We start from the raw sequence: 12784 nt of genomic DNA, 5'->3' as shown, positions 1-12784 counted from the left end.
TTGCCATGAAATGCATTTCAAGAAAATAGGTGCTCAGGTCTCGCGGATCACCATCTCGGTCGGGAGGAGGGTCGATCGCGCGCGCGCTCCGTCGAGCTGCTGCATCAGTTTCTCGACGAGCAGGGCGCCTGCCACATCGGTCTTCTGGTTGATCGTCGTGAGTGCCGGCGTGAAATGCGCGGCCGGGGGTATGTCATTGTAACCAACGAGAGAAAAATCGCGCGGCGCGGTCAGGCCATGCTCGCGAAAGGCGCCAAGGGCCGCCATGGCCGCGGTGTCCGAGAAGGCGAAGACCGCGTCAGGTCGCGCGCCGCCGACGAGATAGGAGGAGACCGTCTGCGCGGTCGCGGTGAACGCCATCGAGACGATGGGAAGGAAATCGACCGTCACGCCCTCGGCTGCCTCCGCCTCCAGGCAAAGCCCCTCATAGCGCAGGCGTAATTCTTCATGGCGGATATCGCCGAGAAACAGCCAGCGCTTGCGGGCTCGCTCGCGGAAATATTTGCCCGCCAGCCGACCGCCGCGAATATTGTCGCTCCCGACCGCGCAATAGCCCGAGTCCTTTCGCACAGCGCCCCATACGACCATCGGCACGCCGCGCTGCGCCATGGTCCGCAGCATGGCGTCGCGCGTTCCCTGACCGAGGATGATGAAGCCGTCGGCGCCGCGGGCGCGGAAAAAATCCTCAAAGGCGCGCGCGTCATCGAGGCCGGGCGGCGACAGCAGCAATTCCTGGTCGCGGATCGACAGTGCCTCGGAGACGCCCGCAAGTAGCTCGAAAATAAAGGGATCGCCGATCGCGCCGTGCCGGTGAGAGGCGAAATCGAGCATCACCGCGACGGTCCCGGTGCGCGCGTTGCGCAGCTTCTGCGCGTTGCGATTGACGACATAACCCTGCGCGCGCGCGACCTCGAGAACGCGCGCGCGCGTCTCTTCCGTGACAAGCGGACTGTCGTTGAGGACGCGCGACACGGTCGGCATCGACACATTGGCGAGCCGCGCAATGTCCTGCATCGTCGGGCGTGCGGCACGCGCACCACGCCCCGGCGCTTTCGGCAGATCATCGCTCATAGGTTGGGACCGTAGGCGAGCGCGGGACGGTGTGGCAAGCCTGCAACATCTCGCTTCACTGGGCTCTTGAAATGCATTTCATAACGATTTAGCAAGCAACCCTGCCAAGGCAATCATGCCGGTTTATCCGTAAGGGGAGGATTCATGATCCGCACCGCTCTTTATCTGCTCAGCGCCGCACCGCTGGCGCTTTCCGCTCAAATCGCTCACGCCCAGTCGGCCCCCGCAGCCCCCGCAGCCCCCGCCGACTCGGCAGCGCAGGTAGCGGATGAACCGGAACAACAGGACATCGTCGTCGTCGGTACGGCCGGTGCCGGCACGCGGCGCCAGGACGCCGCCTTTGCCGTCACCACGCTCAGCAACGCCGCGATCACACGCGCCGCGCCGACGAGCACGGCAGACCTGCTGCGCACCGTCCCGGGTGTGATGACCGAGAGCTCGGGTGGCCAGAATGGCGCGAACATCTTCGTCCGCGGCTATCCGGCGGGTGGCGATGCGCAGTTCGTGACGTTCCAGGTGGCGGGCGTGCCGATCTTCCCGCCTGCGACGCTGTCGTTCCTCGAAAACTCGCAGCTCATCCGACTCGACGAGACGGTCGAGCGCGTGGAGGCCGTGCGCGGCGGCACCGGATCGCTCTTCTCGGCGGGCCAGCCGGGCCTGACCGTCAACGTCGTGCCGCGCATCGGCGGCGATACGCTGAAGGGGTTCGCGAAGTTCTCCATCACCGATTACGGCGACAAGCGTGGCGACGCCTGGGTCTCCGGGCCGCTCGGCGGCAACACCAGCTTCATGGTGGGCGGCTATTATGCCCAGGGCCACGGCATCCGCAATCCAGGCTTCGATGCGGAAAAAGGCGGTCAGATCACCGCCAATATCCATCATGATTTCGATGGGCGCGGCTCGGTCGAGATCTATGGTCGTTATCTCAACGATCATGGCCAGTGGCTGCTGACGATCCCGGTCATGCAGAACGGCAGCGAGATCGGCCAGTATCCGGGCTTCACCGGCAACAGCAACAGCCTGATCGGCCCGGATACGAAGGTCGTCACGAACGTGGCAGGCCGCCGCATCGATCTGTCGCAGGGCCGCGGCGCCAAGGTTTTCAACACCGGCATCAATTTCGAATATGAGCTTGCGGACGGACTGCGCGTGCGGGAGCGTACCGCCTATCTTGGCGGCAACGCCGACACCAACGGCCTCGTCCCCGTGGCAGCGCCGACGACGGCAGCGGCAATGGCCGCGACGTTGGGCGGCGCCGGCTCGACTGTCGGCTCGCTCACCTACGCCAATGGCGGCGGCGCGGTCTCGACCGGTGCCAGCACGCCAGTGATGCAGGCCGGCGTGTGGAACGTTCGGAAAAAGATATCGTCGTTCGTTACCGACTCGGCGCTCGAATGGAAGAGCGGGGGCAACACGCTGACCGGCGGCTTCTACTTTGCCAACTACACGACACGCGATAACTGGGCGCTCGGCAACAACGTCCTGCTGACGGCCACGCCCAATGCGCGCCTGCTCAGCCTGACACTCGCCGATGGTCGGGTCGCGTCGAGCGCGACCGGCCTCAGCGGCGGCCAGGGCTTCCTCGTGGACGGCAGCTACACCGGCAATGACTACGCCTTCTACGCGGTGGACGAGTTTCAGATCACGCCGGAACTCCGCATCGATGGCGGCATCCGCTGGCAGCGTCACACGGTGAACGGCCAGGTCCGTACGCCGGGCGGCACCGTCAATGTCGATGGCAACGCGAACACGCTGTACGACAATGCCTCGAACGTGCTGGCGGTGGCGCCGCAGCTCATCGACTATAGCGACGCCCAATGGTCCTGGACGGCGGGCGCCAATTACGATTTGTCGCGCAATCTCGGCGTGTTCGCGCGCTACAGCCGCGGGCACAGCTTCCCGCAATTCGACAATCTTCGCGGGCTGTCGGCGGCACAGATCGCCAATCACACCGCCACGGCTGTCACGGCCAAGGTCGACACCTATGAAGGCGGCATCAAGTTCTCCAGCCAGATGCTCAACCTGTACCTGACGGTGTTCCACAACAAGTTCGATGGCCTGGCCACCACGGGGATCGTCAACAACGTGCCGACCAGTGCGATCGGCGGCGCCAAGGCCACCGGCGTCGAGCTCGAAGGCATCGTGCGTCCGGTACAATGGTTCAGCGTTTCCGCGTCCGGCACCTATCTGGATGGCACCTATCAGAACTTTTTCTCCAACAACGGTCTCAACGACGACACCGGCAACATGGTGCAGCGTCAGCCGCGCTGGGCCTGGCGCGTGACGCCGGCGATCGACGTGAACGTCGCCGGGCTGAAGCCGTCGCTGTATGCGACGGTGCAGTATACCGGCGACCGCTTCTCGGATCCCGACAACAAGCAGTTGCTGCCGCATTATTATCAGCTCGATGCCGGTGTGTCGGTCGAGGTGATGAACCGGGTGACGCTGCAGGTGAGCGCCAACAACCTCACCAACGAGTTCGGCCTGACCGAGGGTAACCCGCGCGTCATCGGTTCGCAGGGCTCCGGCGTTGTACTGGCGCGTCCGATCCTCGGCCGTTCGTTCCGCTTCAGCGCGGCCGTGAAGTTCTGATCTGGTCGACCCGCTTCCGGCCCGGCCGGAAGCGGGTCGCCTGTCGCTTTCTCCCCAAGACGGAGACGCCGGTGGATCGTCGTAATGTCCTGAAGGCGATTGCAGGCGCCGCCGCGATGTCCGCGGCACCGCTGCGTGCGACGATTGCCGCGCCTCCCAGGCGCAACGTGTTGCTGCTGATCTCCGACGACCAGGGCCTCGATGCCGGCTGCTTCGGCGTCGATATCAAGACACCGCGCATCGACCGGCTGGCGCGCGAAGGGACGCGCTTTTCGCAGGGCTATGCCACGGTATCGTCGTGCAGCCCGAGCCGGGCGTCGATCTATACCGGCCTCTATACCCATCAGAACGGCATGTACGGGCTGGAGCACGATGTGCATCACCAGTCGCTGCTGCCGGGGATCGAGACGCTGCCGGCAATGCTGCGCCGCGCAGGCTATGCCACCGCCCTGGTCGGCAAGAAGCATGTCGGCCCGGATGTCGCCTTCCCCTATGAGGCGGAACTGGTTCCGGAACGCGGCGGTATCCGCGACGTGCACGAATTGTCGGTCGCCGCGGCCAGCTTCATCCGCTCGAACGATGACCGGCCGTTCTTCGTGACCATCGGCTACAGCGATCCGCATCGTGCCGCGGTGGACTACGGCAACGACCGTGTCTGGCCGGATGTGAAGCCGGTGCGATACGATCCGGGCCGCGTTCCGATCCCGTCACACCTCCCGGACCTGCCGGCGGTCCGGCAGGATCTGGCGGCCTATTACGAGTCGGTCAGCCGTCTCGACAGCGGCATCGGCATGCTGCTCGACGATCTCGCCGCGATGGGCCGCGCTGACGATACGCTGGTGATCTTCCTGAGCGACAATGGTCGCCCTTTCCCTGGTGCCAAGACCAACCTCTACGACCCGGGCCTCCACCTGCCGCTGATCGTTCGCGCGCCGGGTATGGGCGCTTCGGTCAACGATGCGATGGTGAGCTGGGTCGATATCGCGCCGACCATCCTCGCCTGGGCCGGTGCGGAAGGACCTGACTACGAGCTCTCCGGCCAGTCGTTGCTGCCGTTGCTTGGTAAGTCGGGCGATGCGGCGCGCGACGCGGTGTTCGCCAGCCATGATTTTCACGAGATCAATCAATATTATCCCATGCGCGCGATCCGCACGCGCGATCACAGCTATATCCTCAATCTCGCGCACCCGCTCGACTACCCGATTGCGGGCGATGTTGCGGGATCGCCGAGCTGGCGGGCGATCGTTGCCGATCCGTCGATCAGGCTGGGCAGGCGGACCCAGGCTTCGTATCTGAAGCGGCCGGCTGAGGAGCTGTACGACCTGAGGCGGGATCCGAACGAGCTGACGAACGTCGCGAACGATCCCGGGTACGCCTCGGTGCGGGCACAACTGGCGGAGCGCCTGCGCGCGCGCCGTGCGGCAACCAGGGACCCCTGGCTCGCCGGCCAGACGGACCCGTACAGCCATGTCGGCAAGTCCGAATGAGCGATGCGCCGGATCGTCGCGGCGTCCTGCTCGCGGGCAGCCTCGGGGCGTTCGGTCTCTATAGCTGGGCCGCGGGTGCGGAGGCGGCCGCGCCGCGACCGCTCGCGGCGCTCAAGCGAAAAGCGGGCGTAAAGCCGAGGAACATCCTGTTCGTCCTCACCGACGATCACCGCTACGACGCGCTGGGCTTCATGAAGACGCAGTCGTTCGGTGACACGCCGACGCTCGACCGGCTGGCGCGCGAGGGTGTTCATTTCCGCAACGCCTTCGTTACCACCGCCCTCTGCTCGCCGAGCCGTGCCTCGATCCTCACCGGGCTGTATGCGCATCAGCATCGCGTCGTGGACAACAACCATCCGATCCCGCCCGGCCTCGTCTTTTACCCGCAATATCTTCAGCGCGCGGGCTACGAGACCGCCTTCATCGGAAAATGGCACATGGGGGTGGAAACCGATCGGCCGCAGCCGGGGTTCGATCACTGGGTCAGCTTCAAGGGTCAGGGAAGCTATTTGCCCGAGGAGAACGGCCTCAACGTCAACGGCCGCAACGTGCCGCAAAAGGGGTACATCACCGACGAATTGACCGACTATGCGCTGGACTGGATCGGGAAGCGCGACGGCAAGCGGCCATGGATGATGCATCTTGCGCACAAGGCGGTTCACTCGGAATTCATTCCGGCGGAGCGCCACAAAGGCCGCTATGAAAAGGAAGTCTTCCGTTACCCCGCAACCATGAAGCCGGATGTGCCCGGTCGGCCGATGTGGGTGGAGAACCAGCGCAACAGCTGGCACGGCGTCGACTATCCCTATCACGGCAAACTCGACGTGAGCGATTATTACAAGCGGTACATGGAAACGCTTCTTGCGGTCGACGAAGGCCTCGCCAGGGTGATGGACCTGCTCGCTCGACGCGGCGAGCTCGACGATACGCTCATCGTCTACATGGGCGACAATGGTTTCATGTTCGGCGAGCATGGCCTGATCGACAAGCGCGCCGCCTACGAGGAATCAATGCGCGTTCCCCTGCTCGCACGCTGCCCGTCGCTGTTCGAGCCTGGCACGGTCGAGCAGGTCGTCGCCAACATCGACATCGCGCCGACCATGCTCGCCTGCGCGGGACTGGAAGCGCCGGCCGGCATGGCGGGATCGAGCATGCTGCCACTCGTCGCGGGCAAACCGGTGCCCTGGCGCAAGGATTTGCTCTACGAATATTATTGGGAGCGCAATTTCCCCCAGACGCCGACTGTCCACGCGCTGCGTGAGGATCGGTACAAATATGTTCATTTCCACGGCATCTGGGATCTGGACGAGCTTTACGACCTGGCCGCCGATCCGCACGAGAGCGATAATCTGTTGGCGCGTCCCGGCCATGAGGCACTTGCCGAACGGATGAGCACCAAGCTCTTCGAGTTGCTCGAAACGACCGGCGGCATGCAGATCCCGCTCAGCGCCGATGCCGGCGAGCGCAACGAGTTGCGCGACCCGGCAGGACCGCCAGGAGCGCCTTTCCCGCCACGCTTCTTTCGTTCGCCCTCACGCTGAACGGCAACGTCGAGATCGACCAGTATCTTGCAGCCGGGTCTATACAGGTCCGTAAAAGACGCTCTCTTGCTTGGGTTGGGAGAGAAGCGGTGCAGCAGCCTCGGTAAACAACGCCCAACTCGATTAACGAATGACGGGAATCCGTCGAGCGGCGTCCGAAAGCGGCCATGCCGCTTTCCTCCATTCGAGCCGAACGCCGCTACGTGAACGAATGTCGGCTATCGGGTTCAGCTTACGGGCCGCTGGGTGGCCGGGGCGCAAAGCACTCATCCCCGCCTCGCGCGCTGCAGCGTGGAAGCGATGCTGGATGCGCTGGCTCATATGATGTCCGCTTTGCCTGCCGGTCGTTCGTCCGCAGCCCGATCGTTGCAAGCAAAGGAGGTTGTTCCGCAACCCGGTCTCACAACCCCGCATTGGCCTCGACCGTCTTCGCCATCGACGCCCAGTCGAGCTCGGGCCGCTCGCGCGCCATCGTCGCGATCAGCCGGTCGCGGCCGAGCGACAGGATCGGCATCGGCACGCCCGCCGCGACGGCGGCCTCGGCGACGAGGTTCATGTCCTTGAAGCCCAGCGGCAGGGTGAAGCCGGCGGGCTCATAGCTCTCCTCGACCAGCACCTTGCCGTACACTTCATAGACCAGCGCGCCGAAGATCGTGCCGGTCAGCGTCTCGAGCAGCGTCCCCTTGTCGACGCCGTAGCGGCCGGCCAGCGTCATCGCCTCGGACAGCGATTCGATCACCGTCATGATCAGGAAATTGCCGCTGAGCTTGACGATGTTCGCCTTGTGCGGCGTCTCGCCCAGGTTGAAGCTGCGCTGGCCGACCGCGTCGAACAAAGGCTGGCAGGTCGCGACCGCATCGGCCGGGCCCGCGGCGACGACGAACAGCTTCCGCGCGGCGGCGGCGAGCGGGCGGCCGAAAACGGGGGCTGAAATATAGCTCTGGCCGGCCTTGGCATGCGCCTCGGCCAGCCGGTCGGCGATTGCGACGCTGATCGTGCTCATCGAGACATGGATGGTCGGTGCGCCGGAGGAGAGGATGCCGCCTTCGCCGAATACGACGGCGTCGAGCGCCTTGTCGTCGGCGAGCATGCTCATCACCACCGGGTTGCGTGCTGCTTCGGCGGGCGTCGCGGCCAGTGTCGCACCCGCCGCCACCAGTGGCGCGGCCTTGTCGGCGCTGCGGTTCCACACGGTGACCTTGTGACCCGCCTTGATCAGATTGGCGGCGATCTCGCTGCCCATCAGGCCCAGCCCGATGAATCCGACGTCCATGAAATACCTTTCGTTCTTGCGTGAAAAAAACCGCTCCCGTGCGGCGCTCAATATTTGCCGGCGGGCGCCGCCGACAGCTTCAGGACAATGAGGTTGCGATACTCCCCGCCCGGATCGAGCCGCGCTGAAGGGAAGTCGGGATGGTTGACCGCATCGGGAAAATTCTCCGCCTCGAGCGCGACGCCGTCGCCCTGGCGATAGGCACGACCCGCCTTGCCGATCTGCGCGCCGTTCAGCCCGTTGCCGCTATAGACCTGCAGCCCCGGCTGGTTGGTCGACAGCTCGAGCGTGCGCCCCGATGCCGGGTCGCTGAGCCGCGCCGCGAGCCGCACCGCGCCATGCCCGTCGCGCAGCACGAAATTATGGTCGTAACCGCGGCCGATCAGGATCTGCGGATCGCGCACGTCGCGCACCCGCGCATCGACCGACCGGGGCGTGCGGAAATCGAACGGCGTGCCGGCGACCGGCACGATCTTCCCGGTCGGGATCAGATCCTTGTCGACCGGCGTATAACCGTCGGCGAACACGGTCAGCCGGTTGTCCGATCCGTGCCCGGCATCCTCGCCCGCCATGGTGAAATAGCTGTGGTTGGTCATGGAAACGATCGTCGGTTTGTCGGTCGTCGCGCGGTACTCGATCTGCAGCCGGTCCTGCTCGTCGAGCGAGAAGGTCGCATGGACCGTCAGCGTGCCGGGGAAGCCCTGGTCGCCATCGGGGCTGACATGGCTGAAGGTCACGCTCGCGCTCGGGCCGTCCTTCACCGATTCCACCTGCCAGACGATCTTGTCGAAACCGCGCGTGCCGCCATGCAGGTTCGCGACGCGTCCATTGACGCTGGGCAGGGTGTAGGTGCGCCCGTCCAGCACGAATCTGCCCCCGGCGATCCGGTTCGCGAACCGGCCCACCGTCACCCCGAAAAAGCTGTTGTTCCGCTCATAGGAGGCCATGTCGGCATAGCCGAGCACCACATCGGCGAGCCTGCCCTTGCGGTCGGGCGCGAGCAGCGACTGAAGCGTCGCGCCCCAGGTCAAGATGGTCGCCTTCACGCCGTGCCTGTTGGTCAGCGTGATTGCCTCGATGGTCGTGCCGTCCTGCAAGGTGCCGAAGGCGCGGCGCTCGGCTTGCGCGGCGGCACCCGGACTCGCCGCGGCCAAAAGGGCGAGGAGCGCAATGGCGATGGTTGGGATGCGGGACACGATCGGCTCTCTCCTGCGGAACGACGGCTTGCTGGTTCCTGATATCCTATAGGATTTGTGGGGAGATGCCATCGCCTTCTCTCGGCAAAGAGTCCATGGCGACGTTACGGCAGGCTCGATTTCCGGCATTGTCACCGGAAGACACGTTTCGGGCATGCGAATGCTTTCCAAGCGCTTACCATAAAGTAGATTGCTCCAAATGGGACCGAATCGACTCGACGGCCTGACCGCCCGCCAGCTGCAATGTCTTCGCGGCAAATGGGATCGGAAGATGGACAAGGAGATCGCGTTCGAGCTCGGGATTTCCCAGCGCGCGGTGGAGGGTCATCTGCGCGGCGCGCGCGAGAAGCTCGGCGTCGCTTCCACCCGCGCCGCCGTGCTGATGGTCGCCGCGCGGGAGGGCTGGGAGGGTTCGGTCGAACCATACTATGGTCCATCCGATCTCCCCGATGCAGCCGATTCCGGTGCAATCCCGTTTCCGGACGAGGAGGGGCCGGTTCAAGCCTCCGCTTCGGTTCGCGACAGTTGGCCCCGACCGGGCGCGCGACTGGCGCCGATCGGACCGGAGGCGCGCTGGCCCATCCCAACACGGGAAGGGCAACGCAATGACCTGAGCACGATGCAACGCCTGGCCTGGCCGTTCGCGATCGCGACGTCCGTGATGGCCATCTTGTTTCTGGGGTTCGGCGTGGTCAACGGGGCCGGCAAGTTCATCGGCACCATCCTGAACCGCGCTTTCTGACATCATTTTGTTGAGCGCCCGCGCGCCGCGCCGGCGCTTCGGGGGAATTTATGCTCAACGATCGTCTTTCCGCGGCGCGCAAGGTCGCGCAGATCCTGATCCCGGCCGAGCGCAATCTCGATGCTTCGTTGCGGAGCAATGCCGAGCTGACCCTGGCCATGCTGGCGGCGCGCGAGGAAGCGCGGCTGCCATTGTCGATCGCCAGCGATGCGCTCCGCCACAATGCCGACGCCAATGTCGCGCTCGCCCAGGCCTGGTCGAGCATCGCGCTGGTGCACGGGGCTCTGCGTACCGTGCAGCGCGACATCGGGCTCGATGGCTTCAAGGCCTGGTTCGGCGATCAGATCCCCTGTGAGGATGCGCCGACCGGTGCGTCCGTGGTGGTGCCGATCGGCACGGCCGCCTGATCGCGGTTGACGAGAGGCCCGGTTGAATGCTCCGCTCCGGCCATGTTGCGCATCATCCTCTACGAGATGATTCTGATCCTGTGCTGCGTCTACGCGCTGGCACGGGGGGGTGCGCCGGAACGCGCCGCGGCCGCCATGATGCTGGCGGCCTCGGTCGCCAGCTTCGCAACGCAGGCGCAGCCCTTCGCCGGCTCCTTTCTCAAGGTGCAGGTCTGGGTGTTCGTGATCGATCTGCTGCTGCTGGTCGGCCTGTTCGTGCTGGCGCTCGTCTCCACGCGGTTCTGGCCTTTATGGCTTACCGGTTTGCAGCTTCTCGCCGTCATCGGGCACCTGGTCCGGGCGATCGACGCGAGCACGCTGCCCAGGGGGTACCAGTTCCTGGTCTCGTTCGAGGCGTATCCGATGTTGCTGCTGGTGGCGCTCGGCGCGTGGCGGCACCGGAAGCGTCTTCAGCTCTACGGTGCCGACAGGTCCTGGAGGGATTCCTTCAGCCCGTAGCGGGCGCGGGCGCCGCCGGCCTGTCGGCGCGGCTGGTCGAGGAATTCGGCTCGCTGCCCGGGGTGCTGGCGGCGAGCGGGCACGCGCGCTTGCGCGTATTGGAGAATCGACCCGATCTCGACGCCCTGATCGCCGGCCTCGACACCGCCCTGACCCACATCGCGACCCTGCGCTTTTCCCGTGGGCCCGTGTTCGATACCTGGCCCGCCCTGCTCGATTATCTGCGCCTGACCCATGCCTTCAGCCCGGTCGAAATCGCCCGCGTGCTGCATCTCGACGGGCGAGGCCGGCTGATCCTGGACGAAGTGATCTCCCGCGGCACGATCGACGAAGCCACGATCCATGTGCGCGAGGTGATCCGCCGCGCGGTGGAGCTTCACGCGGTATCTATCCTGCTGGTGCACAACCACCCCAGCGGCGACCCGACGCCGAGCCGCGCCGACGTGGACCTGACGCGACGCATCGCCCGCGCCGGCCAGCCGCTGGGCATCGCGGTGCACGACCATCTGATCATGTCGACCAGCGGGCATGCGAGCATGCGGGAGCTGGGGCTGCTTTAGGGGATGGGGTGAGGCCCGTGAGGGCTGACGAGGCGGATCATCGTCCCGGCGACGGCGCCAGGGATTTCTATAGTTTGCGAATGGCCTGGCTCGCGGGGTGCTCGATGTTCAAATAGGATAGCCTCGCGATGGCGATGACCAAGACCAGGTACAGCGCCAGGAACCATGCGGTCGTTACAACCGATCGATCGCCAACGACACCATCCAGCAGCATCAGGAGTGCAAGCTGGATCGGGATATGCCACAAATATACGCCGTAGGTATTGTTAGCGATGAGTTCGGTCCACTGGGACGAGCGAACCCATCCCGCGGCTTCAACACCGCAGGCGAGCAGGAACAGCGCGGGAAGAATGATCGGCATCAAATGTTCAAACTGAATGCGCAAGGCGGCAAGGCTCGCCATTGCAAGAGATAACAGGCCGGTGAGGAAGAATACCCACGGGCTGCCCCGGAGGGTTGAAAAGACAACGTAAATCGCTGACCCGATGAAAAAATAGAAGCCGCATTGCCAGAATACGGTGCCGTGAAGATTGAATATGGAGCCTGTTGTGAACAGACAGGCCAGAGCCAACGGCCCCAGTACGCCGAGGCGGTAGAGGGGTTTTAGTGTTATCCAGAACACAGCGTAGATCGCCACTTCTACTGACACTGACCAGACCGGACCATTGAACGAAAGGCCGCGTTCAAGCCCCCAGCTCGATGCGAAAAACAGATTCAATACGAAATGGTAGAGATCGTTGAACTGGAATATCTGGAAATTGCCCAACCACCCCAGCCGCCAGAACTGGAGTACGGCGACAATCAACAGGGTGAGCAAATGCAGGGGATAGAGCCGCGCGATGCGGGCCAGGACGAATTTCCGCGTGGATATTCCGGTGTCCACATAGACGGCGGCGAAGACGAAGCCCGAGATTAGCCAAAAGAGCTGCACTGCCCAGAGGCCATATCCATATGCGGGCCAAAAAATGCTGCCAAGCGGCTCCAGCTCACGGAAATTCGCGACCGCCTGGTCTTGGCCGGGTGGTATGAAGAAGTTCAGATAATGGAAAAGCACGACCGCCAACGCCGCTATCCCGCGCAACAGATCCACCGCGTGAAAATGTTCTCTGGTGGCACGAGGCATAGAAAACAGATGGCCTATCGCTTCGCGCATTGGCCCCAGCTAGCAGACGGGATAGCTCGCCGGCAAACGGAATTGCCGATGTGAAGGCATCGTTCGAGCCGTTGCGCTAGCTTTTAGGCCCTCCAGTAGGTCGGAAGTGGTCTGTGCAGAGGTAAAACGATACGCGAATGGGAGAGGCCCGATGGGAGAGGCCCGAGCTTTCGTGGCTGCTATCAACGGCCGATGCATTACGTCCGGTTGCCGGGTGTAAACCGCCGATCCACTGGGTCGCCTGCCTGTTTGCAAAGAGGCTTG

Annotated in this window: 11 protein-coding genes; 7 read left to right on the top strand and 4 right to left on the bottom strand. The window is 64.4% G+C overall.

Going from position 1 to position 12784, the window contains the following annotated elements; all coding sequences use genetic code 11:
- Positions 1-33: 33 nt before the first annotated feature.
- A complete protein-coding gene (locus WC729_RS06305) occupies positions 34-1071 on the bottom strand; it encodes a LacI family DNA-binding transcriptional regulator (protein WP_372850647.1) in 1038 nt (345 codons plus the stop codon).
- A 144-nt stretch (positions 1072-1215) separates the two neighbouring features.
- On the opposite strand from WC729_RS06305, the gene WC729_RS06300 reads away from it, so the two are divergent.
- From WC729_RS06300 to WC729_RS06290, 3 genes are all read left to right on the top strand, one after another.
- Positions 1216-3663, top strand: a complete 2448-nt coding sequence (locus WC729_RS06300) for a TonB-dependent receptor (RefSeq protein ID WP_372850645.1) — start codon at positions 1216-1218, stop codon at positions 3661-3663.
- Positions 3664-3734: 71 nt separating this feature from the next.
- A complete protein-coding gene (locus tag WC729_RS06295; protein ID WP_372850643.1) occupies positions 3735-5150 on the top strand; it encodes a sulfatase in 1416 nt (471 codons plus the stop codon).
- The gene (locus WC729_RS06290; protein WP_372850641.1) at positions 5147-6691 is read left to right on the top strand and encodes a sulfatase; all 1545 of its coding nucleotides are present in this window, start codon (positions 5147-5149) and stop codon (positions 6689-6691) included. Before WC729_RS06295 ends, WC729_RS06290 begins: the two co-directional genes overlap by 4 nt.
- A gap of 400 nt (positions 6692-7091) precedes the next feature.
- Here the strand turns inward: WC729_RS06290 and WC729_RS06285 are convergent, their stop codons facing one another.
- Complete coding sequence (locus tag WC729_RS06285; RefSeq protein WP_372850639.1) at positions 7092-7964, bottom strand: NAD(P)-dependent oxidoreductase; 873 nt, start codon at positions 7962-7964, stop codon at positions 7092-7094.
- Between the two features lie 47 nt (positions 7965-8011).
- Positions 8012-9160, bottom strand: coding sequence for an aldose epimerase family protein (locus WC729_RS06280; RefSeq protein WP_372850637.1), 1149 nt, complete (start codon positions 9158-9160; stop codon positions 8012-8014).
- A gap of 199 nt (positions 9161-9359) precedes the next feature.
- Between WC729_RS06280 and WC729_RS06275 the strand changes: the two genes are divergently transcribed.
- The 4 genes from WC729_RS06275 to WC729_RS06260 are packed head-to-tail and all read left to right on the top strand — an operon-like array spanning position 9360 to position 11367.
- Complete coding sequence (locus WC729_RS06275) at positions 9360-9902, top strand: response regulator transcription factor (RefSeq protein WP_372850635.1); 543 nt, start codon at positions 9360-9362, stop codon at positions 9900-9902.
- 50 nt (positions 9903-9952) lie between these two features.
- Positions 9953-10309 carry a hypothetical protein gene (locus tag WC729_RS06270; RefSeq protein WP_372850633.1) on the top strand — a complete coding sequence of 119 codons (357 nt, stop codon included), beginning with the start codon at positions 9953-9955 and terminating at the stop codon, positions 10307-10309.
- A 42-nt stretch (positions 10310-10351) separates the two neighbouring features.
- A complete protein-coding gene (locus tag WC729_RS06265) occupies positions 10352-10807 on the top strand; it encodes a hypothetical protein (RefSeq protein ID WP_372850631.1) in 456 nt (151 codons plus the stop codon).
- A complete protein-coding gene (locus tag WC729_RS06260; RefSeq protein ID WP_372850629.1) occupies positions 10738-11367 on the top strand; it encodes a RadC family protein in 630 nt (209 codons plus the stop codon). Before WC729_RS06265 ends, WC729_RS06260 begins: the two co-directional genes overlap by 70 nt.
- 67 nt (positions 11368-11434) lie before the next feature.
- Here the strand turns inward: WC729_RS06260 and WC729_RS06255 are convergent, their stop codons facing one another.
- Positions 11435-12520 carry an acyltransferase family protein gene (locus tag WC729_RS06255; RefSeq protein WP_372850627.1) on the bottom strand — a complete coding sequence of 362 codons (1086 nt, stop codon included), beginning with the start codon at positions 12518-12520 and terminating at the stop codon, positions 11435-11437.
- Between the last annotated feature and the right edge of the window lie 264 nt (positions 12521-12784).

It is taken from the genome of Sphingomonas sp., from assembly GCF_041661825.1.
Classification (GTDB): Bacteria; Pseudomonadota; Alphaproteobacteria; order Sphingomonadales; family Sphingomonadaceae; genus Sphingomonas.
This window is presented reverse-complemented; position numbering and strand designations above follow the sequence as displayed.